This window comes from Bradyrhizobium sp. MI1.4 (assembly GCF_055811315.1).
In genome coordinates this window covers 120,055-142,000 of sequence record NZ_JBVVPP010000003.1, presented here as the reverse complement: position 1 = coordinate 142,000, position 21,946 = coordinate 120,055, and the positions used below count along the sequence as shown (strand labels likewise).

Genomic DNA, 21,946 nt, shown 5'->3' with positions numbered 1-21,946 from the left:
CGGAACATTCCTACTCAGCGGCGCCCTTGATGTCCGCCGCGGGCGAAGCATAGGCAGCCTCGAGCGCGGCGAATTCTTCCGGCAGCATGTCGCACATCACCTGCACGTGCGGAATGATGTTGGCGCCGACGATGAAGCCGAAATCGAGCTGGTCGCGATAGCTCTGCACGGTGATGTTGAGCGCCTGTCCGTGCGTCGAGATCGATACCGGGAAGATGTGCAACAGCTCCGCGCCCGCGGCGTAGAGCGTCTGCCGCGGCCCCGGCACGTTGGACACCGTAATGTTCGCAGCCGGCGGCAACACATTCGACAAGTCGGAGCGGCTGTAGAGCAACGCCATGATCTGCACGACAATCGGCGCGCCCAGCATCGAGATATTGGAGATCTGCGGCATCAGAGCCCGCAGCGGATGCGACATCTCCTTGGACTTGGTCGATTGCGCGATAATGGCTTCCAGGCGTGCCTTGGGATCGTCGATGTCGGTTGCGATCGAACAGATCATGCCGAACACCTGGTTGTTGGCGTCGGTGTTGCCCTCCTCGCGCAGCGAGATCGGTACGGCAGCGGTCAAGGACTTCGCCGGCAGCGTTCCATGTTGCTGCAGGTAGCGCCGGACCACCCCGGAAGCGAGCGCCAGCACGACGTCGTTGAGTTTGCCGCCGGCCTGCTTGGCCAGCGCCTTGGATCGCGACAGCGAAATCGAGACACCGGCGAAGCTGCGCTCGGACGAGATCGATTTGTTGAGCATGGTCGGCGGCGAGACCATGCTGGCGAGGCTCTCGCGCGACTTTGGATCGGATATCTTGCCGAGCACGTCCGAGACGCTCTTGACCATGGTTGGGATGTTGCCGGCAAAGCGCACCGCACTCTCGATCTGGTACATCGCATTGTCGAACAGGATCGAACCGATATCGCTCTTGCCGGTGCGTGGCAGCTGCAGATTCTTCGCGGCCGCCGATGCATCGAGCGGCTGGGTGAAAAGCTGCTGGTAGGAATCGACCAGGTTCGCTGCGATGTCGCGCGGCTCCTGCCCGGGCTTCGCTCCCGCGGTCGGCGGATCGACCTTCCGCGGGATCGGCGAGATGTCGTAGATCATGTTGGTCAGCGCCGCACCGGCGCCGCCGTCGATGGCGGCATGATGCATCTTGGAATAGAGCCCGACCTCGTTGTCCTTCATGCCCTCGAACACGTAGAACTCCCAGAGCGGGCGGGCACGGTTCAAGAGCTTGGCGTGCATCCAGCCCACGATGCGTTCGAGCGTAGCGCGGTCGCGCGGCTGCGGCAGGCTGGCGCGGAAGATGTGACGGTCAATGTCGAACTGATCGTCCTCGATCCAGGAGGGATGATCGATATCGAGCGGCGCCTTCTCCAGCCGCGCTTTGAGGATCGGCGCGATGTGCAGGCGCGAGACGATCATCGCCTTGAAATCTTCGAAGAAGTCGCCCTTGTAGTCGTCCGGCAGACGAAAGATCGCCATGCTCCCGACATGCATCGGCATTTCCGGCGTTTCCAGATAGAGAAACGACGCGTCCAGCGACGACAGCTTCTTACCGTCAGCCATAGTTCCCTCCCGAGTATTTGACGGGCGCCCTTAGGCGGCGCTTCTCGTCAGGCCGATACTGCCTGTTCCGGCGGGGCATATGCAATGGCAAACGGCCCTGCCCTGTCAAATGGCCAGAACTCTCCCTCCGGTTGCGCAAGGCGGTCCGCCACGGCCCACAGCGCCGCGGGATTCACCCCAAGCCCGATATGGCTCGCCAGGTGCACCTCGATGTTCTCGGCACGGTCGGAGGGACGCAGCAGGCAGGTCCGCCAGTTCACAATCCCGTCGGCGCGCGAATAGATCGACGTCGCCGGCACCGGAAGATCGCCGGCGATCGCCACGCGCAGCTCGGCGAAATCCTCGACACGCTCGCCGGACATCATCTCGTAGAGCCGCGTCGCATTGGTCGCCCGTATGTCATTGGCAAAAGGGCTGCCGAGCGTGATGGCATTGCGGACCATGTCGGGCGCCTGGAGCGCGAGATCGCGCGCATAGACGCCGCCGAGACTCCATCCGACCAGGCTGACCTTGCGGCCGCTCGCAGCATGGATTTCGGCTAGACGGGCGCGCAACGAATCCCGCATCCGTCCGAACCCGCCGAAATTTCGGCCCATCCGCCAGGCATGTGCCTCATAGCCAAGCTCGCTGAGATAGCGCCGCATCGGCGCCATCGAGAGATCGCTGGCGAGGAAGCCAGGCAGCGCCAGCACCGGATGGCCGTCGCCTTTTGGCGCCCGCATCAGGACCGGCGACAGCAGCAGGCTGGCGTTGAGTTCGAGCAACCCACGGGCTTCGGCGAGCAGCAAAGCAAGGCCCGGCGGACGAAGCCGGCCTGAGGTCTGCGGCCCGTCCGGACCGGGCGGCATTATTTCTTCTTATCGCCGCTGCGCGTGCCGCCGAGGCCGGCCATGGTGACGAACATGTCCTGAAATCGCTCGGCAAGCTTTGGATCGAAGGTGAACCAGCTCTGGATCAGCGATTCCGGCGAGACCTTGTCGATGTTGCTCAGAACCTGCTGCTGCAGCTTGTCCATGACCGCCGTCTGCATTGGTGCCAGGTCGGGCAATCCGATGAACTGACGGGCTTCGAGGGGGGTACAGTCGATTTCGATGTTAACTTTCATGTCCCCTCCAGATGAGATTCGAGCGGCCTACTGCAGTATCGCCGCGAGGCGGTGTACAACGCAAGCGACCTGAAGCCGGTGGCGGCGCTCCGGCTTCCCCGATCGGCGGATATGGTCAATCAAAATCGGCCGCGGCCGCGCCCGTCCTCCCGTCATGCCGGTCAGCATTGCTGCACAGCGGTGCAACTTGGCGCGTTCCTTGCTGGAATGGCGCTTGCACGGGTCGAGAACTCTGGGCAACATGGTTCGATCAGCCCCGCCGAACAATCAAAAATGACGGTGCGGGCGAGTGGAGAGGTCAAGAATGTCAGTCGGACGAAGTCTGTTTGCGGCGACGCTCGCCAGTATGCTTGCGTTGGCGGTCTCGCCGGCGTCGAGCCAGACGCTGCGCTACGCCAACCAGGGCGATCTCAAGTCGCTTGATCCGTATTCGCTGAACGAGTCCACCACGCACGCTCATCTCGGTCACGTCTATCAAGGCCTCACCGCGCGCGACAAGGACCTGAAGATCATCCCGGCGCTGGCTGAGAGCTGGGAGACACCGGAGCCGACCCGCTGGCGCTTCCATTTGCGCAAGGGCGTCAAATTTCATAACGGCGACCCCTTCACCGCCGACGACGTGCTGTTCTCCGCCGATCGCGTCCGCAACAAGAACTCGAACATGCAGACCCGGCTGGCGCCCAACGTCAAGGTCGTCAAGGTCGACGACTACACAGTCGATTTCGTCCTGCCCTCGCCCAATCCCATCCTAAATTCGTCGTGGGATGTCTGGTACATCATGGACAAGAAATGGGCTGAGGAGAACAAAGCGGTCGAGCCGACGCCGGTGTCCGCGACCTCTCCGAGCTATGCCTCGCTTCACGAGAACGGCACCGGTCCCTTCATCATCGAAAGCCATCAGCCCGGTGTGAAGACCGTGTTCAAGGCCAATCCCAACTACTGGGGCAAGATGGAAGGTAACCTGAAGGAGATTATCTTCACCCCGATCTCGTCCGATGCCACCCGCGTCGCCGCGCTGCTCTCGGGTGAAGTGGACGTGATCGAGCCGGTGCCGATCCAGGACATCTCCCGCGTCGATGCGAGCCCGAATGCCCAGGTGCTGAAGGCCCCTGAGTTGCGCACCATCTTCATCGGATTCGATCAGACGCGTGACGAGCTGCTCTACTCCAACATCAAGGGCAAGAACCCGTTCAAGGATGTCAAGGTCCGCGAAGCCTTCTACAAAGCCATCGACATCGAGCTGATCAAGACGCGGGTGATGCGCGGGCTGTCCACGCCCTCGGCGCTGATGATCGCTCCGGAATTGTTCGTGCTGTCCAAGGAGTTCACCCGGCCGAAGTTCGATCCAGATGGTGCCAAGAAGCTCCTGGCCGAGGCCGGGTACCCCGAAGGCTTCGAGGTCACCATGGATTGCCCGAACGATCGGTACGTCAACGACGCGGCGATCTGCCAGGCCGTCGTGGGCATGCTTGCCCGCATCGGCGTCAAGATCAATCTGCTGGCGCAGCCCAAGGCGCAATACTTCGCCAAGGTGTTGAAGCAGGGCGGCTATCAGACCTCGTTCTACATGCTGGGCTGGACGCCGAGCACGATGGACTCCCATAACGTGCTCTACGACATCATGGGCTGTCGCGACGATGCGAAATCATCGCGCGGCGAGGCCAATCTCGGCGGCTATTGCAACAAGGAATTCGACGCCATCACCGACAAGGTGCTGGTCGAAACCGAGACCACAAAGCGCAACCAGCTGATCAAGCAAGCGTATGAGATCAGCATCAAGGACTGGGCTTATATTCCGCTGCACCAGCAGGCGCTGGCCTGGGGCGTATCGAAAAAGGTCAACCTGCCGCAGCGCGCCGACAATCTGGTCATGTTCCACTGGGCGACCAAGAAGGAATAGCGTCAGTTGAACACAAGGTCCCGGCAGCGTCAGGCTACCGGGACCTTTCCTTTTTCGGCTGACAAAGACGTCGGCCAGACGCACACTCAAGGAAAGTGGAAGGCATGCTCGCTTTCACTCTTCGCCGGGCCGTTCAGGCCATCGGCGTCATGTTCGCCGTCGGCATCATCGCGTTCTCGATGTTCCGCTTCGCCGGCGACCCCATCAACCAGATCGTCTCGCTTGATACGCCGGCGGCCGAACGCGCCGCCGTGCGCAAGTCGCTGGGCCTCGATGATCCCGTGCCGGTGCAGTTCGTGCGCTATTTCGCCGATGCGGCGCAATTCAAGTTCGGCGTCTCCTATCAGTTCCGCCAGCCGGTCTCGACGCTGTTGATGGAGCGTATGCCGGCAACGCTGGAACTTGCGATCTGCGCGACCGTATTTGCAATGATCTCCGGCATCCTGATGGGCGTCTATTCGGCGCTCAGGCGCGACACCCTGCTCGCCAAATTATTCCAGGCGGTTTCGCTGATTGGCATCTCGCTGCCGACTTTCCTGATCGGCATCCTTCTGATCTACCTGTTCGCAGTGACGTTGGGCTGGTTGCCCTCGTTCGGCCGGGGCGAAGTCGTCAAGCTGGGTTGGTGGACCACGGGCCTGCTCACATTGTCGGGCCTGAAGGCGCTGATCATGCCCTCGATCACGCTCGGCCTGTTCCAGATGACCCTGATCATGCGACTGGTGCGCGCGGAGATGCTGGAAGTGCTTCGGACAGATTATATCCGCTTTGCCCGCGCCCGCGGGCTGACAACCCGTGCCATTCATTTCGGCCACGCGCTGAAGAACACGCTGATTCCGGTGATCACGGTAGCCGGCCTGCAGTTTGGCTCGGTTATTGCATTTTCGATCATCACCGAAACCGTGTTCCAATGGCCCGGCATGGGACTTCTGTTCGTACAGGCCGTGCAAAACGTCGATATCCCGATTATGGCCGCCTACTTGCTGATGGTCTCACTGATTTTCGTCACCATCAATCTGGTGGTCGACATCCTCTACACCGTCGTCGATCCGCGCCTGCGCGCGACCGTCGGCCGCGCCACATAAGGCAGCCTGTATGTCCGAAGTGGTCGCCTCTCATCCCGACAAGCCGAGCACGCTGCCGACGCATGCCGCCCGCAGCTGGTTCAGTCGCGCACTCAACAGCGACATCTTCTATTCGTTTCGCCGATCCAAGCTGACCATGGTGGCGGCAGTCATTACCGTGCTGTTCTTCCTGCTCGCGATCTTTGCCTCCGCGCTCGCGGTGCAGGACCCGTTCGATCCGGCACAGCTCCAATTGATGAATTCCCGGATCTCACCGCTCTGGACCGCCGAGGGGCAGAGCCCGTTCCTGCTCGGCACCGACGAGCAGGGCCGCGACGTGTTCTCCGCCATTCTCTACGGGCTGCGCATCTCGCTCGCCGTCGGCGTGGCCGGCGTGATCTTCGCCGGCGCGCTCGGCATCGCGCTTGGCCTGGTCGCCGGCTATTTCGGGGGCGCGGTGGACGGCGTGATCATGCGGATCGCCGACGTGCAACTCACTTTTCCCGCCATCCTGATCGCGCTGCTGGTCAACGGCATCGCCAAATCGATCCTCGGCAACCGGCTGGATGCAACCAGCATGCTGGTGGTGCTGGTGATCTCGATTGGCCTGAGTTTCTGGGTCGGGTATGCCCGCACGGTGCGCGGTTCCGTGATGGTCGAGAAGAACAAGGATTACGTGGCGGCCGCGCAATTGATCGGCCTTCCCGCACCAAAGATCATGTTCCGCCATGTGCTGCCAAACACGATGGGTCCGATCCTGGTCATCGCCACGATCAACCTTGCGCTCGCCATCATCACCGAGGCAACGCTGTCCTTCCTTGGCGTCGGCCTGCCCGACACAATGCCCTCGCTCGGCACGTTGATCCGCATCGGCAACAACTACCTGTTCGCGGGCGAATGGTGGATTGTGGCCTTCCCTGGTATCGCGCTCGCTGCCCTGATCCTGTCGATCAACCTGCTCGGCGACTGGCTGCGCGACGCGCTCAACCCGAAGCTCCGATGAACAACATTTCGATGAGCAAGACTCGGATGAGCGAGACTTGGATGAGCATGATTCGGATGAGCAAAACCTGGATGAGAGCGTCTCGCTCATGACCGACCCCATCCTCTCCGTGCGTAATCTTCAGGTCGAGTTCGCCTCCCGCCGCGGCACGCTACGCGCCATCGATGGCGTCTCCTTCGACATCGCCAAGGGCGAGGTACTCGGCGTGGTCGGCGAATCCGGCGCCGGCAAGTCCGTCACGGGCTTGGCTGTGATCGGCCTGATCGATCCGCCGGGCCGCATCGCCGGCGGCGAGATTCGCCTTGCGGGCCTGCGCATCGACAATTTGCCGGCAGAGGAGCTGCGCCGTATCCGGGGAAAACGGATCGGCATGATCTTCCAGGACCCCCTCACCTCGCTCAATCCGCTCTACCGCGTCGGCGACCAGCTTATCGAGACGATCAGAACGCATCTGAACCTGTCCGAGACCGCCGCCCGCCGCCGAGCCATCGACCTGCTCGCCGAAGTTGGAATCCCGGCTCCGGAAAAGCGCATCGACGGCTATCCGCACGAATTCTCCGGTGGCATGCGCCAGCGCGTGGTGATTGCGCTCGCGATCTGCGCCGAACCGGAGCTGATCATCGCCGACGAGCCGACCACCGCGCTCGACGTTTCCGTGCAGGCGCAGATCATCTCGCTGATCAAGCGTCTCGGCCGCGATCACGGCACTGCGGTGATGCTGGTGACCCACGACATGGGCGTGATCGCCGAGACCTCCGACCGGGTCGCGGTGATGTATGCCGGCCGCGTCGCCGAGATCGGTCCGGTGCAGGACGTGGTCAGGAACCCGCTGCACCCCTACGCCAAGGGCCTGATGGGAGCGATCCCGACGCTTGCCGGCGACGACAAGCGTCTGGTGCAGATCCCCGGCTCCATGCCGCGCCTGTCGGCGATCCCGCGCGGCTGTTCGTTCAATCCGCGCTGCGCATTCGCATTCGACCGATGCCGCGTGGAGAGGCCGGAGCCGCTGCCGCGCGGCACGCAAGCCGTCGCCTGCCATCTCTATGACGGCGTGCCGGCGGAGAGCGCGGCATGAGCGCTCCCTTCATCCAGGCCACGAATCTGCGCCGCGTCTTCGACGTCTCGAAACCCTGGCTCAACCGCATGCTCGAAGGCGGGCAGCTCGAATATCTCAAGGCCGTCGATGGCGTCACCTTCGACATCAGGAAGGGCGAGACCTTTGCACTGGTCGGCGAATCCGGCTCGGGCAAGACCACGGTGGCGCGGATGGTCGTCGGCTTGCTGCCGCCAAGCTCCGGCAACGTCTTGATCGACGGCATCTCAATGAACGATCCGCGGCAGGCCCAGGCGCGGCGGAAACTGCGCCGCCGCATCCAGATGATCTTTCAGGATCCCTATGCGAGCCTGAACCCACGCTTCCGAGTCGACGCCATCATCTCCGAGCCAATCCGCGCGTTCGACCTGATCGAGGGCGAGCGCGACATCCAGGCGCGGGTCGGAGAGCTTCTCACCCTCGTCGGCCTGCATCCCGACGACAGGTTGAAATTTCCGCACGAATTCTCGGGCGGCCAGCGTCAGCGCATCGCGATCGCGCGCGCGCTCGCCTCCGACGCGGAGTTTATCGTCTGCGACGAGCCGACCTCCGCGCTTGACGTCTCCGTGCAGGCGCAGATCCTGAACCTGATGCGCGACCTCCAGGACAAGTTCGGCTTGACCTACATGTTCATCAGCCACAACCTCGCCGTCGTCCGCCACATGGCGAGCCGCGTCGGTGTGATGTATCTCGGCCGCATCGTCGAGATCGCGGAAGGCCGCGAGCTGTTTGCCCATCCGCGCATGCCCTATACCAAGATGCTGCTTGGCGCCGTGCCTGATCTTGCCATGAGCGGCCGCCAGCGCATCCCCGTGAAGGGCGAGATCCCGAACCCGATCAACCCGCCGTCCGGGTGCGCCTTTAATCCGCGCTGCCCGCTGGCGTTCGATCTCTGCCGTAGGGAAGCACCTGAATTGATCGACGGCGTCGCCTGCCACGCGGTCAACACCGCGCCGGTACCGGCGTGACGCGCGCGTGCCATGCAGCCTGCGCATTTGGCGGCGGCCTGGCCCTGTGATCAATTGCGCGCGCCGCAAATGAGGTAGTCCATGGCCAGCATCGTCAATCCCGATCCCTTCACGACACGCCCCGAGATCGAAGGCACCTTCGGGGTCGTTGCGACCACGCACTGGATCGCGACCGCTATCGGGATGGCCATTCTGGAAAAGGGCGGCAATGCCTTTGACGCCGGCGTCGCCACCGCTTTCACGCTCCAGGTGGTCGAGCCGCATCTGAACGGCCCCGGCGGCGACGTTCCGATCATCGTGCACGACGTGAAGCGCGGCCGCACCGAGGTGATCTGCGGCCAGGGCCCGGCACCGGCCCGCGCCACCATCGCGCATTACAAGAGCGAAGGCCTCGACATGGTGCCCGGCACCGGCCTGCTCGCGGCCTGCGTCCCCGGCACCTTCGAATCCTGGATGATGCTGCTCCGTGACTACGGCACGATGCGCGTGCGCGATGTGCTGGAGCCCGCGATCTCCTATGCGCGCGACGGCTATCCGCTGGTCGAGCGCGCCTGCGCCACGATCCAGACCGTCGAGCAATTATTCCGCACGCACTGGCCGACATCGGCCGCCGTCTATCTCCCGAACGGCGAAGTGCCAAAGCCCGGCACGCTCTTCACCAACAAGACACTTGCGGCGACCTATGCGCGAATCCTGAGCGAGGCCGAAAGCGGCGGCGGCGGCCGCGATGCCGAGATCGAGCGCGCACGCAAGGCTTGGTCGCAGGGCTTCGTCGCGGAAGCCATCGACAAATTCTGCCGGACGCAGGACGTGATGGACGTCAGCGGCTCGCCGCATCGCGGTGTGCTGTCGGCCGACGACATGGCGCGCTGGCAGCCGACGGTCGAGGCTCCGCTCACCTACGATTATGGCCGCTACACGGTCTGCAAGGCCGGGGTCTGGAGCCAGGGTCCCGTGACGCTGCAGCAACTCGCGCTGCTGAAGGGCTTTGCCCTCGATGGGCTCGATCCGACCGGACCGGAGTTCATCCATCTCCAGATCGAATGCGCAAAACTCGCCTTTGCCGATCGCGAAAAATTCTACGGCGACCCCAAGTTCAGCGAAATCCCGATCGCAACGCTGCTGTCAGATGCCTATAACGACGAACGTCGTAAGTTGGTTACCGAGAAAGCTTCGCTCGATCTCCGGCCCGGCACGGTCGAGGGCCTTGGCGGCGTGGTCAAGCTGCGCCGAGCTGAGGGCCAGCGCGAGGCCGTCGGCGCGCTCGGCGCCGGCGAGCCAACCGTGGGGCGCTTCGGCGAGGTGCGCGGCGACACCGTGCATTTCGACATCATTGACAAGGTCGGCAACATGGTGTCCTCGACGCCGTCGGGAGGCTGGCTGCAATCCTCGCCTGTCATTCCCGAGCTGGGTTTCTGCCTCGGCAGCCGCGCACAAATGTTCGATTTGGAGGAGAACCAACCGAGCTCGCTCGCGCCGGGCAAACGGCCCCGCACCACGCTGTCGCCGACCATGGCACTGCGCGACGGCGAGCCTTATCTCGCCTGGGGCTCGCCCGGCGGCGACCAGCAGGACCAGTGGATCACGCAGTTTTTCCTCCGACACGTCCACTGCAATCTCAATCTCCAGGAGTCGATCGACGCGCCGGCCTGGCATTCCGAGCATTTCCCGATCTCGTTCTGGCCCCGCACCGCGCGCCCCGGCGTGCTCGTGATCGAGAACCGCGTGCCGAAGGCGACGATCGAGAACCTGCGTGAGCGCGGACATATCGTCGAGGTCGGTCCGGACTGGTCCGAAGGCCGCCTCACCGCGGCCTCGCGCGTCGGTCCGCGCCGCCGCGCCGCCGCCAATCCGCGCGGCATGCAGGGCTACGCCGCAGGACGCTAAAGGCAGCACATGACCTGGTCGATCATCGCGCGCGATTCTGCTACCGGCCAGTTTGGCATCGCCGTTGCCACGCGCTTCTTCGCCGTCGGCGCGCGTGTCCCCTACATCGCGGCGGGCCTTGGCGCCATCGCGACGCAGGCTTTCGTCAATCCTTATTACGGTATCGACGGCGTCAAGCTGCTGCGTGAGGGCCTCAACGCGCACGACGTGCTGGCCGCCCTGCTCGCGACCGACGACGGCCGCGAGAGCCGCCAGATTCACATCATGGACGCCAGCGGCGCGATTGCCGCGCATACCGGGCGCGACTGCGTGGATTGGTGCGGGCACATTGCGGGCAGCGGCTTCTCGATCGCCGGCAACATGCTCGCGGGCGCCGACGTGCTCGACGAGACCGCAAAAACCTATATCGCCAATGACAGCCTGCCCTTCCCGCGCCGCCTGCTTGCCGCGCTGCGCGCGGGCGAGGCCGCTGGCGGCGACAAGCGCGGCAAGCAGTCCGCCGCGCTCCTGATCCACGGCGAGGAGGAATGGCCGGCGCTGGACCTGCGCGCCGACGATCATCCCGATCCGCTCGGCGAGCTCGAGCGGCTCGAGCGCGTCAGCCACGAACTCTGGGTCCACTTCCGCGTTTCCATGCCAACCCGGCAGAACCCTGCCGGCAACACCGATCGCAGCGTCATCGACGCCAGCATCGCCGCAGCGCGCGCAATACGCTCATGAACCCGAGCCCCCTCATCGAGATCAGCGATCTGCGCATTCGTTTTCACGGCGACGACGGCCGCGTCACCCATGCGGTCGACAGCGTCGATCTCAGCGTCGCCAATGGCGCGACGCTCGGCCTCGTCGGCGAATCCGGCTGCGGCAAGAGCGTGACGTCGCTGGCGATCATGGGCCTGCTGCCGAAGCAGAGCGCGGAGATCTCCGGCGCGATCCGCTTCGACGGTTTCGACCTGCTTAAGACGTCGGACCAGACGCTGCGGGACCTCCGCGGCAACCGGCTCGCGATGATCTTTCAGGAGCCGATGACCTCGCTCAATCCGAGCTTCACCATCGGCGACCAGATCATCGAGACGATTTTGCGCCACCGCGGCGGTTCGCGCAGGAGTGCGCGCGAGCGGGCGATCGATCTGCTGCGTCGCGTCCACATCCCCTCGCCCGAGCGGCGGATCGACGAATATCCGCACAAGCTCTCCGGCGGCATGCGCCAGCGCGTCATGATCGCGATGGCGCTCGCCTGCGACCCGCGGCTGCTGATCGCGGACGAGCCGACCACCGCGCTCGATGTCACGCTGCAGGCGCAGATCCTGGAGCTGATGCGCGAATTGAAGGCGGCGAGCGGCGCTGCCATCATCCTGATCACCCACGATCTCGGCGTCGTCGCCGAAGTCTGCGACGAGGTCGCGGTGATGTATGCCGGCGAGATCGTCGAGCGCGCGCCGGTGGACGAGCTGTTCTCAGCGCCGCAGCATCCCTACACCGTCGGCCTGCTCGGCTCGATCCCGCGGCTTGACCATCGCGCCGACCAGCTCGCCACGATCGAGGGCATGGTCCCGAACATGATGCAGCCGCCCGCGGGATGCCGCTTCGCCGCACGCTGCCCCTTCGTGCTGGACGCCTGCACCAAGGCGCCGCCCCCGCTGCTCGAAGTCAGCCCCGGCCACCTCTCGCGCTGCCTGCGCGCCCCGCTCGAACGTCTGGTGTCGTGATGGCTCTGCTCGAGGTTCAGGGTCTGCTCAAGCATTTCGTCGCCGAGCGTTCGCTGTTCGGCCGGGCGCTGGCGCATGTCAAAGCCGTCGATGGCGTTTCCTTCTCGCTCGATGCCGGCAAGACGCTAGCGCTGGTCGGTGAATCCGGCTGCGGCAAATCCACCGTTAGCCGCCTGGTGCTGCGGCTGATCGAGCCGGATGCAGGCACGATCCGTTTCGAAGGCCGCGATCTGCTCTCGCTCGACGCCGGCGCACTGCGCGCCTTTCGCCGCGAGGCGCAGATCATCTTCCAGGACCCCTACGCCTCGCTCAATCCGCGCATGACCGTCGGCCAGATCCTGACCGAGCCGCTGGCGCTGCACAATCTGGTGCCGCCCGCCCGGCGGCGCGAACGCGTCGAGGAGATCCTGCGGCTGGTCGGGCTGGAGCCGCGGCTGGCGCGTCGTTACCCGCACGAGTTTTCCGGCGGCCAGCGCCAGCGTATCGCCATCGCCCGCGCGCTCGCGGTCGAGCCGAAACTGATCATCTGCGATGAGCCGGTCTCGGCGCTCGACGTCTCGATCCGCTCGCAGATCCTCAATCTGCTGCGCGAGCTGCAGGACCGGCTCGGGCTGGCCTACATTTTCGTCTCGCACGACCTCGCGGTGGTCAAGCACATCGCCGACCACGTGGCGGTGATGAATCTCGGCCAGATCGTCGAGACGGCGGCGGCGGACGCGCTGTTTGCCGCACCGCGTCATCCCTACAGCCGGGCTCTATTGTCCGCGATTCCCGTGCCTAAACCGCGGGCAAAGCGCAGCCGCATTGTGCTGCAGGGCGAAATCCCCAGCGCGCTCAATCCGCCGCCGGGATGCCGCTTCCACACCCGCTGCCCCTACGTGGTCGACCGTTGCCGCAACGAAATGCCTCAGCTCGTGCAGGATGGCATCGGACATGCAACGGCATGCCACCGAACGTCGGAACTGCCGTCGTCCGAGGCGATCGTCCCAACGGACGGCGGCTTCTCCCCGGTTCTCGAAAAATTGGTCGCCGCCTTCAGCGGCGGCCCGGAAGCAGTCCGCGGCAGCGGGGTTAGTTCATTGGGGACGAACCCGGCATAGCCGTAAAACAGAGGTTGAGAGCGATGAGTCCTATGCGTTTGGCACTCCTGGCGTCGGCATTGCTGACGTCGCTCGTAGGCGCGGCCCAAGCCCAGACCACACTTCGCATCGGCATCGCCGAGGATCCTGACATCCTCGATCCCAGCATCGGCCGCACCTATGTCGGCCGCATCGTGTTCTCCGCCTTCTGCGACAAGCTGTTCGACATCGACGAGAAGCTCAACATCGTGCCGCAGCTCGCGCTGTCGCATGAGACCTCGCCCGACGGCAAGGAGATGACTATCAAGCTCCGGCCCAACGTGAAATTCCACGACGGCGAGCCGCTCGACGCGGAAGCCGCAAAGTTCTCGATCGAGCGTCACATGACGCTGCCGACCTCGTTCCGCAAGTCCGAGCTCGCCAGCGTCGACCATGTCGAAATCGTAGACCCTCTGACCATCAAGCTGGTGCTTAAGACACCTTACTCCCCGCTGATCGCCCAGCTGACCGACCGCTCCGGCATGATGGTGTCGCCGAAGGCTGCCAAGGAGGCCGGCGACAAGTTCGGCCTGCATCCGGTCTGCGCCGGTCCCTACAAGTTCGTCGAGCGCGTGCAGCAGGACCGCATGGTCTTCGAAAAATTCGCCGACTATTGGAACAAGGACAACATCCATATCGACCGGGTGGTCTTCCTGCCGATCGTTGACGCCACGGTGCGCCTTGCCAACCTGAAGTCCGGCGGACTCGATCTGATCGAGCGCGTGCTCGCCACCGACATCAAGGACGTGCGTGCGGATTCGCGGCTCGTGCTGTCGACGGCACCGGAGCTCGGCTATTACGGCCTGACCGTCAATATCGGCAACGACAAAGCAAAGGGGCCGCTAAGCCAGTCGGCGAAAGTACGCCAAGCGCTCGATCTGTCGATCGATCGCGAAGCTCTCAACCAAGTTGTCTTTAACGGCGAGTTCACCCCAGGCAATCAATGGGTCAGCCCGACACATCCCTATTACCAGAAGGCGTTCCCGGTCCACGGCCGCGACGTCGCGAAGGCCAAGGCGCTGCTGAAGGAAGCGGGCATCACCTCGCCGGTGACCGTCGACTACATGATCCCCAAGGGCGCGGAGAACGAAGCGGTTGCCCAGGTGATCCAGTCGATGGCGGCGGAAGCGGGCTTCGACATCAAGATCCGCGCGGTCGAATTCGCGACCACCTTCAAGCAGGCCCAGGCCGGCGAGTTCCAGATCTTCCAGATCAACTGGAGCGGCCGCATCGATCCCGACGGCAACTCCTACATCTTCATGCGCAGCAAGGCACCGCAGAACGATGGCGTCTATTCGAACCCGGAAGCCGACAAGCTGATGGAAGACGGCCGGCTGACCGCCAAATTCGATGAGCGCAAGGCGATCTACGAAAAGCTGACCGGGATCGTGCTCAACGATTTGCCGATCATCTACATCTACCACCGCACGCTTCTGATTGCGCATACGACTAAACTCCAGGGCTATAAGCAGATGCCAGATGGCCTCGTGCGCGTGGTCGGGCTGAAGTTCAAGTGAGCGTGGCCTCGCCTGACACGCGGCCGGCGCCATGCTGAACTTCCTCGCCCGCCGCATCGCGCAGATCGTGCCGACACTGTTCTTCGTGTCGGTGCTGATCTTCTCGCTCCAGCAATTGTTGCCAGGTGATCCAGCGCTGGTGATGGCCGGTGAGGAGCGCGATCCCGCCGTGATCGAGCAGATCCGCCAGCAATACCGGCTCGATCAGCCGATCCCCGTGCAGTACGTTTATTGGCTCAAGGGCGTTCTATCAGGCAATTTCGGTGAATCGCTGCGCAACAAGATGCCGGTGCGCGAGCTGATCGCGCAGAAGCTGCCGGTGACGCTCCAGCTCGGCTCGATGGCAATGTTGATCGCGCTCTTGATCGGCATTCCCGCCGGCATCGTCTCCGCCGTGAAAAGGGGCACCGTCTGGGATTATGGTGCCAATTTGTTCGCGCTGTGGGGCATCTCGACGCCGAATTTCTGGCTCGGCATCATGCTGATCTTCCTGTTCTCGATCGAACTCGGCTGGCTGCCGGCGTCCGGCTACGTGCCGTTGACTGAGAACTGGCGCGCGAGCCTCGCCGCCACCATCATGCCGGCCTTCGTGCTCGGCAACGCAATTTCCGCGGTCCTAATGCGGCACACCCGGAGCGCCATGCTGCAGGTGCTGGAAAGCGACTATGTCCGCACCGCGCGCGCCAAGGGATTGTCCGAACGCTCGGTCATCCTCAAGCACGCCATGCGCAACGCACTCACGCCAATCATTACGCTCGGCGCGCTCGAGCTCGGCACGCTCTTGTCGGGCGCGGTTCTGACTGAGCAGATCTTCTCCATTCCGGGCTTCGGCAAACTGATCGTGGACGCCGTGTTCAACCGCGACTACGCGGTGGTACAGGGCGTCGTGCTGGTGACGGCGACGGTCTACATCACACTGAACCTGGTTGCCGATGTCGCCTACATCCTCGTCAATCCGCGGCTACGGGGCTAGACTCATGACCGATGCCGCCCTGCCCGCTGCTCCCATCGCGCAAGCTGACGAGCTGGACAGCCCGGCGCGTCGCGCCCGGCGGCGCCTGTTCAAACGCAAGGCCGCAGTGTTCGGACTTGTCATGATCAGTTTGTTCGTCGGCTTCGCGGCTCTCGCGCCGCTCGTCGTTCCCTACGATCCCATCGCGACGAGCTGGAGCCTGGTTCGCAAGCCGCCCACGACGGCGCACTGGTTCGGCACCGACGAGCTCGGTCGCGACATCCTGAGCCGCGTCGTCTACGGCGCCCGCGCCTCGCTGCTCGCCGGCCTCACCTCGGTGGCGATCGCTCTGGGCGTCGGCGTTCCGCTCGGCCTGCTTGCCGGCTATCGCGGCGGCTTCGTCGATGCACTTATCAGCCGGATGACTGACGCGATGCTGGCCTGCCCATTCCTGATCCTGGCGATCGCACTCGCCGCATTCCTCGGTCCGAGCCTTGGCAACGCCATGATCGCGATCGGCATCTCGGCAACCCCGATTTTCATCCGCCTGACCCGCGGCCAGGTGCTGGTTGTCAAGGCTGAGGACTATGTCGAGGCGGCGCGCGCGCTCGGCAATCCGCCGTGGCGGATCGCGTTCTCGCACATCCTTCCGAACATCCTGCCGGCGCTCCTAGTGCAGGCGACGCTGTCGATTGCGGCCGCCATTATCGCCGAAGCCGCGCTGTCCTTCCTTGGCCTCGGCCAGCAGCCGCCGGCGCCATCCTGGGGCAGCATGCTCAACGCAGCGCAGCGCTTCCTGACCCAGGCGCCGTGGATGGCGATCTGGCCGGGGCTTGCGATCTTCCTCGTGGTGCTGTCGCTGAACCTGCTCGGCGACGGCCTGCGCGACGCGCTCGATCCACGCCAGCGCTAGATCACGACCTCGCGCATCACGCGGCGGCAATCCATCTCGTATTCGAGATCGACCACCGGCGGCCGGGCATAGTGCCAGGTCAGGCCGGACCGCAACGCCCCGCGGCGGACGAGTTCGTCGACCAGCGCGTGGTGGAAGTCGTGCACGGAATAGGCCTGCACGCCGGTCGTGTCCTTCCAGCCGAAGCCGAAGGCCGTCATCCTGTTCTCCATCTGGGACGTCGTCGTGAAGCGCACCTTCTCGCGAAGGCCTTCCGGGCTGAGGTCGCGGTAGCGCACGGTGCGCTCGACATAGGTCCCGCCGCCCTCGCGCGCCTCGGCGCCGCCGGAAATCACGAAGCTCGGCGTCTTCGAGCTTGTCGGCCGCGTGAAGGAGAACGCGTAGAACGACGGCTCGGCCGGTGGATCGATCTCTGGACAGACATTGCTGCGCGCCACCGGATTGGTGGTGCCGTCGAAGATGCCCCATTCGGACAACGTCTTCACATAGTGCAGGTTGAACGCGCGAAAACCTTCTTCGCTGAAGGCCGCGGGCGAGCGCAGTTCGCAAGCGCAGAAGGCCGTCAGCGGCCGCCCCGCCTCCTGGATATGCTTCGCGGCAAGCGCAAAGCCTTCGGCGAGCGGCACCAGCCGGTCGAAGCGGACGCGCTCGATCTCATAGCCGTCGTCCGCGGCCGCACCGGCCGAATACTGGAATACGGACGGAATGAAACGATAGTTGCCGGCGGAGAATTCACCAATCATGTCGGACTCCTATTCCAGTTGCATGCGAATGCCCTTGTCGCCGTTAAGCAGGCGCTTCAGGTGAAAGCCGGCCAGGGAATCGCCGGCATGCATGCCGACCAGCGCCGCGAAAGCCGGCATGGCGGCGGCATCCCCGGCTTCCATCTTGGCAAAAGCTTCGGAATACAGCGCCGTTTCCGGCGCAGCGAATTGGGCCGGCGTCAGCGGCTCGAACGCGCGCAACGCTTCGCTGCGTCCGCGCAGCATTAGCTCCCCGACGGGACGACCTCGAAAATTCTCAGCCGCCTCGGCGATGCCGGCACTGACGCAAATCCGCGTGCCCAGATGCTTGTTCGCGGCTTCCAGTCGCGCCGCGATGTTGATGGAGTCGCCATACGCGGTGTAGTCGAAAAACCGGTTGCCGCCGAAATTTCCGACCAGTGCCGGCCCGGCGTGAATGCCGATGCGGGTGGTGCCGAAATTCACCCCTCTCGGCTTCCAGCGCGCGGAAAAATCCTCCGCCCAGGCGTCGAGCTCGTGCGCGCAGGCAACCGCACGCGTCGCATAATCGGGCTGATCTCCGGGCGCATTGAAGAGCACCTGGATTGCATCGCCGATGATCTTGGCAACCGTCCCCTCATGCGTGAAGACGATTTCGGTCATGCCGCCGACATATTCGTTGAGAAGCGCGCCCAGCGTCTCCGGCGGCGCACTCTCGACCAGCGAGGTGAAGCCCGTTATATCCGTGAAGATGGTCGCGATATCGCGCCACTGCACTTCGATTCCCTCGCTCTCACCGCCGGCCGCCAGACGCTTGGCGAGCTCGGGCGAGAAATGACGCGAGAGCGCGGCGTGAGCGCGCTCGGCTTCCGTCTGGCGGCGCCGCACCTCCCGCAGCATCTCGATATGGCGGATGGTCTTCTCGATCGTCATCTCCAGGTCGGCGAAATCGATCGGTTTGGTCAGAAAGTCGAACGCGCCGCGGTTCATCGCAGTGCGAATGTTGCTCATATCGCCATAGGCCGACAAGATGATGGTGGACTTCTTGTCGTCCGCTTCCTGGAGCTTCGCCAGCAGCGACAACCCATCCATCCTTGGCATGTTGATGTCGGAGACCACCATGTCGACATGCGGATTCTGCTCGAGCGATTGCAACGCCTCGACGCCGTCTCGCGCGAACATGATGGTCACCGACCCATCGCGAATCTGCTTGCGGAATTTTTGCAGGACCAACGCCTCGAGATCCGGCTCGTCGTCGACGAAGAGGATGGTCGCGGTCATGCGGCTTTCTCGAGCCTTGTGTCGATTTCCTGCCGCAGCAGCGCGAAATCGATCGGCTTGGTGAGGAGTGCGACCGCGCCGCGCTCGATCGCCTTCCGGCGCGTCTCGGCGTCGCCATAGGCGGTGATCATGATGACGGGAACGTCCGGATGCGCAAGACGCACCTTCGGCAGCATGTCGAGCCCGCTCATGCCGGGCATGTTGATGTCGGACAAAATCAGGATCAACGAGGGATCGCGCACCTCGGCGGCGAGCTTCAGCGCATCGGGTGCCGACGACGCGAATTCCATCTGGAAGCGGCCGGCGCGCAAATCGCGCCGAAACTGCTGCCGGAACAGCGCCTCGACGTCGGGCTCGTCATCGACGACCAGGATGTAAACGTTCAAGTCTTGCCTCCGGAAGTGCCGTCCGCCGCCATTACGCGCGGCAGGGTGATGATGAATTCGGTGAATACGCCTGGTGCGGTGTTCACGTCGATCGTGCCGCCGTGCTGTTTCACCACGATGTCATGGCTCATGGAAAGGCCGAGCCCGGTGCCCTCGCCGGCCGGCTTGGTGGTGAAGAAGGGATTGAACATCTTCTCCTTCACCTCGGACGGGATCCCGGTGCCGTTGTCGCGAATGCGGATTTCGACCCTGTCGCCGAGCGTTCTGGTTGCTGCGCGCAGGGTGGGCTCGAAGGCGTCTGCGGCGCTCTCCTTGCGCTGGGCAGTGGCGTAGAAGCCATTCGAGATCAGATTGAGGACGACTCGCGTAATTTCCTGCGGATAGATATCGACCATGCCTGCGGCGGGGTCGAAGCCGCGCTCTATCGTGACGTTGAAGCCAGGCTTCTCGGCTCGCGCGCCGTGATAGGCGAGGTTGAGGCTTTCCTCGACGATGGCATTGATGTCCGCCGGACGGCGCTCGCCGGAGCCCTCGCGCGAATGCAGGAGCATGTTCCTGACGATGGAATCGGCGCGCTTGCCGTGCTGCACCACCTTTTCGAGGTTGCTCCTGAGCATGCCAGTCAGCTCGTCGACCTCCGCCTTCGTCTTGCCGTCGAGCGAGGCCGCCTGCAGCGCCTCGTTGAGCTCGTCGATCAACTCGGTCGACACCGCCGAGAAATTGTTGACGAAATTGAGTGGGTTCTTGATCTCGTGCGCGATTCCCGCCGTGAGCTGGCCGAGCGACGCGAGCTTCTCGGTCTGGACCAGGCGGTCCTGCGCGGTTCGAAGATCGTCGAGGGATTGCGACAGCTCCGTCGTGCGCTTGCGCAATTCGTTCAGCAGTCGCGTATTCTCGATGGCGATGACGGCTTGCTTCGTGAAGTTCTCAACCAACGCGATTTGCTTGTCGGTGAACGGCCGGACCTCCTTGCGATAAACCGCGACGGTTCCGATCAGCTCGCTTTCCCTCATCATGGGCACGATTACGATCGTACGGGCGCCGGCGACGTCTGAGATTCCACGAATGGTCGGACCTCCGGCAAGATAGGCCGGAGTTTGTTGCACGTCGTGAACGTGGACGACTTGACGTGTTCTGACGACCACGGCAAGCGCGCTCTCCGGATGGGGACGGATCGCCATATCTTTCCGCGAAGCCGCGAACGCAGGCGGCACATTGTAGTCCGCAGCAATTGTGAAATTCTCTCCATCCCACAAATTCATGACGCCGAAACTCGCGCCACAGACTCGTGTGGCATTCTCGAGCATCTTGTGGAACACCGGTGCGAGTTCGCCCGGAGACGAACTGATGACCTGCAACACTTCCGACGTCGCCGTCTGCTGCTCGAGCGACTCGGTCAACTCGGCGGTTCTCACCTCGACCTTCTTCTCCAGGTCCGCATAGGATTCCTGCAGGCGCTCGCCCATGTCATTGAACTGGTCCGCGAGCCCCTCCAGTTCGTCTCCGGTTCGGATCGAGATGCGCTGGGAGAAATCGCCACTGCCGATGCGCTCGGCACCGCTGCGCAGCGCCTGGATCGGCCCGACCATGCGGCGCGCGAGGAATATCCCGGCAAGCACCGCGAAGATCGACGCCGCGAGCAGCACGAATGCAAGCCGTTCCAACGCGGCATAGAGCGTCGCATAGGCCTCCTCGACCGGGAGCTCGACGAACATGGTCCAGTGCAGCGGCGCGATCGGGGCCGACGCGGTCAGCACCGTCTGTCCCTGGAGATTGCGCGCTTCGGAAAGCGGGTCGAACGCGGCGCTGCCTCCGGCAAGCGCGGCGCGCACCTGGGTGAGACCAGACATGTCGGTGTTGCGCAGGACCAGGCTGATATCGGGGTGCGCGATCAGGCGTCCCTCCGGACCCACCACGTAGGCGTGTCCGTGCTCGCCGACCTTGATCTGGGACACGACGTCCCAGATCAGCTTGAGATTGACCTCCGCGATAGTGACGCCGGCATCCTTGCGCGACCCAGCCTGCGCCAGGGTCATATACGGCTCGGACTCCCTGCGGAAATAGACCGGACCGTAATAGACCTTGTGCGCGACCGCCTCGGTAAACTTCGGATCCTCCGACAGGTCGATCCCGCTGTCGGTCGCGTCCATGGCAAGCCGCGAGACCCGCAGCCGCTCCTTGCCGGTCGCATCGACCTGCGCGAGCTCGGTGACCGCAGGGACCTGGCGCAGCAGCCGCAGCGCATCGAAGCGGCGCTGCTCGAGCGACCCCACCGACCAGGGCAGCTGCGTGGTCCAGCCGAGCTGGCTCTCGATCTCCTTGACGAACTGACCGATCTTGGCAGCGGCCGCCTCGGCCTGTTCATGCTGAACCCGGATCAGCGCGGCCTTGTGCTCGCCATAATAAAAGACGACCTCGAACAGGCCGTTGGCCAGCAGCGCGATCGCGACGACGGCCACGAACAACGCGACATATTTGGCGAACAGCCGCGTCCTGATCCCCTGCCCCGGCATCGTACCGGACGCGACGCCATCCCCCGCGGCGCTCGGCAGCGTCCGTGCTTGCGGGGTGTCGGGAGGGAGGGGAAGGCTCATCCCGCTGAACCTAGCAAGAAGACCGGACCTTGTCTCTCGCGAGCGCGGGAAAGCCTGATGGCAGCCGGGCCCCCGAGGCAAATAGAAAAGGGGGGGGGGGGGGGGGGGGCCGGCCGCGGGGGGGGGGGGGGTTGGGGGGGGGGGGGGGGGGGGGGGGGGGGGGGGGGGGGGGGGGG

At 64.0% G+C, this 21,946-nt stretch carries 19 protein-coding genes; 12 read left to right on the top strand and 7 right to left on the bottom strand.

The window, feature by feature from the left end; translation table 11 throughout:
* Positions 1-10: 10 nt before the first annotated feature.
* The 3 genes from AC0L23_RS04915 to AC0L23_RS04905 are packed head-to-tail and all read right to left on the bottom strand — an operon-like array spanning position 11 to position 2,666.
* A complete protein-coding gene (locus AC0L23_RS04915) occupies positions 11-1,561 on the bottom strand; it encodes a WS/DGAT/MGAT family O-acyltransferase (RefSeq protein WP_085362292.1) in 1,551 nt (516 codons plus the stop codon).
* Between the two features lie 47 nt (positions 1,562-1,608).
* Positions 1,609-2,409, bottom strand: coding sequence for an esterase/lipase family protein (locus AC0L23_RS04910; protein WP_018457034.1), 801 nt, complete (start codon positions 2,407-2,409; stop codon positions 1,609-1,611).
* Positions 2,409-2,666, bottom strand: a complete 258-nt coding sequence (locus tag AC0L23_RS04905) for a DUF6489 family protein (RefSeq protein ID WP_007593837.1) — start codon at positions 2,664-2,666, stop codon at positions 2,409-2,411. Before AC0L23_RS04905 ends, AC0L23_RS04910 begins: the two co-directional genes overlap by 1 nt.
* Before the next feature lie 304 nt (positions 2,667-2,970).
* On the opposite strand from AC0L23_RS04905, the gene AC0L23_RS04900 reads away from it, so the two are divergent.
* The 12 genes from AC0L23_RS04900 (at position 2,971) to AC0L23_RS04845 (ending at position 16,787) form a co-directional block, all read left to right on the top strand.
* Complete coding sequence (locus AC0L23_RS04900) at positions 2,971-4,566, top strand: ABC transporter substrate-binding protein (protein WP_085362291.1); 1,596 nt, start codon at positions 2,971-2,973, stop codon at positions 4,564-4,566.
* Between the two features lie 104 nt (positions 4,567-4,670).
* A complete protein-coding gene (locus tag AC0L23_RS04895) occupies positions 4,671-5,651 on the top strand; it encodes an ABC transporter permease (protein ID WP_085362290.1) in 981 nt (326 codons plus the stop codon).
* 10 nt (positions 5,652-5,661) lie between these two features.
* Positions 5,662-6,633: an ABC transporter permease gene (locus AC0L23_RS04890; protein ID WP_018457036.1), complete on the top strand. Its 972-nt coding sequence runs from the start codon at positions 5,662-5,664 to the stop codon at positions 6,631-6,633.
* Between the two features lie 88 nt (positions 6,634-6,721).
* A complete protein-coding gene (locus AC0L23_RS04885) occupies positions 6,722-7,708 on the top strand; it encodes an ABC transporter ATP-binding protein (protein WP_085352225.1) in 987 nt (328 codons plus the stop codon).
* The gene (locus AC0L23_RS04880) at positions 7,705-8,694 is read left to right on the top strand and encodes an ABC transporter ATP-binding protein (protein WP_085362289.1); all 990 of its coding nucleotides are present in this window, start codon (positions 7,705-7,707) and stop codon (positions 8,692-8,694) included. The genes AC0L23_RS04885 and AC0L23_RS04880 overlap by 4 nt, the downstream gene beginning before the upstream one ends.
* An 81-nt stretch (positions 8,695-8,775) precedes the next feature.
* Entirely contained in the window at positions 8,776-10,581 is a 1,806-nt protein-coding gene (locus AC0L23_RS04875) for a gamma-glutamyltransferase family protein (RefSeq protein WP_085352149.1), read from the top strand.
* A 9-nt stretch (positions 10,582-10,590) separates the two neighbouring features.
* A complete protein-coding gene (locus AC0L23_RS04870; RefSeq protein ID WP_085362288.1) occupies positions 10,591-11,301 on the top strand; it encodes a DUF1028 domain-containing protein in 711 nt (236 codons plus the stop codon).
* Positions 11,298-12,287 (top strand): ABC transporter ATP-binding protein, encoded by a 990-nt coding sequence (locus AC0L23_RS04865; protein WP_085362287.1) that lies wholly within the window; start codon positions 11,298-11,300, stop codon positions 12,285-12,287. Before AC0L23_RS04870 ends, AC0L23_RS04865 begins: the two co-directional genes overlap by 4 nt.
* The gene (locus AC0L23_RS04860) at positions 12,287-13,387 is read left to right on the top strand and encodes an ABC transporter ATP-binding protein (protein ID WP_018457042.1); all 1,101 of its coding nucleotides are present in this window, start codon (positions 12,287-12,289) and stop codon (positions 13,385-13,387) included. The genes AC0L23_RS04865 and AC0L23_RS04860 overlap by 1 nt, the downstream gene beginning before the upstream one ends.
* 23 nt (positions 13,388-13,410) lie before the next feature.
* Positions 13,411-14,922: an ABC transporter substrate-binding protein gene (locus tag AC0L23_RS04855; protein WP_026233287.1), complete on the top strand. Its 1,512-nt coding sequence runs from the start codon at positions 13,411-13,413 to the stop codon at positions 14,920-14,922.
* Between the two features lie 31 nt (positions 14,923-14,953).
* Positions 14,954-15,895, top strand: coding sequence for an ABC transporter permease (locus tag AC0L23_RS04850; protein ID WP_018457044.1), 942 nt, complete (start codon positions 14,954-14,956; stop codon positions 15,893-15,895).
* 4 nt (positions 15,896-15,899) lie between these two features.
* On the top strand, positions 15,900-16,787 hold the full coding sequence (locus AC0L23_RS04845; protein ID WP_085352146.1) for an ABC transporter permease: 888 nt from the start codon (positions 15,900-15,902) through the stop codon (positions 16,785-16,787).
* Here the strand turns inward: AC0L23_RS04845 and cnbZ are convergent.
* The 4 genes from cnbZ to AC0L23_RS04825 are packed head-to-tail and all read right to left on the bottom strand — an operon-like array spanning position 16,784 to position 21,770.
* Positions 16,784-17,530 carry a 2-amino-5-chloromuconate deaminase CnbZ gene (cnbZ, locus tag AC0L23_RS04840; protein ID WP_085352145.1) on the bottom strand — a complete coding sequence of 249 codons (747 nt, stop codon included), beginning with the start codon at positions 17,528-17,530 and terminating at the stop codon, positions 16,784-16,786. The two genes, AC0L23_RS04845 and cnbZ, sit on opposite strands and share 4 nt — an antisense overlap.
* Before the next feature lie 9 nt (positions 17,531-17,539).
* Positions 17,540-18,790 carry an adenylate/guanylate cyclase domain-containing protein gene (locus AC0L23_RS04835; protein ID WP_018457047.1) on the bottom strand — a complete coding sequence of 417 codons (1,251 nt, stop codon included), beginning with the start codon at positions 18,788-18,790 and terminating at the stop codon, positions 17,540-17,542.
* A complete protein-coding gene (locus tag AC0L23_RS04830; protein WP_018457048.1) occupies positions 18,787-19,176 on the bottom strand; it encodes a response regulator in 390 nt (129 codons plus the stop codon). Before AC0L23_RS04830 ends, AC0L23_RS04835 begins: the two co-directional genes overlap by 4 nt.
* Positions 19,173-21,770, bottom strand: coding sequence for an ATP-binding protein (locus AC0L23_RS04825; RefSeq protein WP_085352144.1), 2,598 nt, complete (start codon positions 21,768-21,770; stop codon positions 19,173-19,175). Before AC0L23_RS04825 ends, AC0L23_RS04830 begins: the two co-directional genes overlap by 4 nt.
* Between the last annotated feature and the right edge of the window lie 176 nt (positions 21,771-21,946).

Excerpts from the sequence above, each read along its gene's own strand:
- AC0L23_RS04915 (WP_085362292.1), bottom strand. The coding sequence starts at position 1,561 with ATGGCTGACGGTAAGAAGCTGTCGTCGCTGGACGCGTCGTTTCTCTAT.
- AC0L23_RS04870 (WP_085362288.1), top strand. The coding sequence starts at position 10,591 with ATGACCTGGTCGATCATCGCGCGCGATTCTGCTACCGGCCAGTTTGGC.
- AC0L23_RS04825 (WP_085352144.1), bottom strand. The coding sequence starts at position 21,770 with ATGAGCCTTCCCCTCCCTCCCGACACCCCGCAAGCACGGACGCTGCCG.
- AC0L23_RS04860 (WP_018457042.1), top strand. The coding sequence starts at position 12,287 with ATGGCTCTGCTCGAGGTTCAGGGTCTGCTCAAGCATTTCGTCGCCGAG.
- cnbZ (WP_085352145.1), bottom strand. The coding sequence starts at position 17,530 with ATGATTGGTGAATTCTCCGCCGGCAACTATCGTTTCATTCCGTCCGTA.
- AC0L23_RS04845 (WP_085352146.1), top strand. The coding sequence starts at position 15,900 with ATGACCGATGCCGCCCTGCCCGCTGCTCCCATCGCGCAAGCTGACGAG.
- AC0L23_RS04855 (WP_026233287.1), top strand. The coding sequence starts at position 13,411 with ATGAGTCCTATGCGTTTGGCACTCCTGGCGTCGGCATTGCTGACGTCG.
- AC0L23_RS04900 (WP_085362291.1), top strand. The coding sequence starts at position 2,971 with ATGTCAGTCGGACGAAGTCTGTTTGCGGCGACGCTCGCCAGTATGCTT.
- AC0L23_RS04850 (WP_018457044.1), top strand. The coding sequence starts at position 14,954 with ATGCTGAACTTCCTCGCCCGCCGCATCGCGCAGATCGTGCCGACACTG.
- AC0L23_RS04885 (WP_085352225.1), top strand. The coding sequence starts at position 6,722 with ATGACCGACCCCATCCTCTCCGTGCGTAATCTTCAGGTCGAGTTCGCC.
- AC0L23_RS04905 (WP_007593837.1), bottom strand. The coding sequence starts at position 2,666 with ATGAAAGTTAACATCGAAATCGACTGTACCCCCCTCGAAGCCCGTCAG.
- AC0L23_RS04835 (WP_018457047.1), bottom strand. The coding sequence starts at position 18,790 with ATGACCGCGACCATCCTCTTCGTCGACGACGAGCCGGATCTCGAGGCG.
- AC0L23_RS04875 (WP_085352149.1), top strand. The coding sequence starts at position 8,776 with ATGGCCAGCATCGTCAATCCCGATCCCTTCACGACACGCCCCGAGATC.
- AC0L23_RS04895 (WP_085362290.1), top strand. The coding sequence starts at position 4,671 with ATGCTCGCTTTCACTCTTCGCCGGGCCGTTCAGGCCATCGGCGTCATG.
- AC0L23_RS04880 (WP_085362289.1), top strand. The coding sequence starts at position 7,705 with ATGAGCGCTCCCTTCATCCAGGCCACGAATCTGCGCCGCGTCTTCGAC.
- AC0L23_RS04910 (WP_018457034.1), bottom strand. The coding sequence starts at position 2,409 with ATGCCGCCCGGTCCGGACGGGCCGCAGACCTCAGGCCGGCTTCGTCCG.
- AC0L23_RS04890 (WP_018457036.1), top strand. The coding sequence starts at position 5,662 with ATGTCCGAAGTGGTCGCCTCTCATCCCGACAAGCCGAGCACGCTGCCG.
- AC0L23_RS04865 (WP_085362287.1), top strand. The coding sequence starts at position 11,298 with ATGAACCCGAGCCCCCTCATCGAGATCAGCGATCTGCGCATTCGTTTT.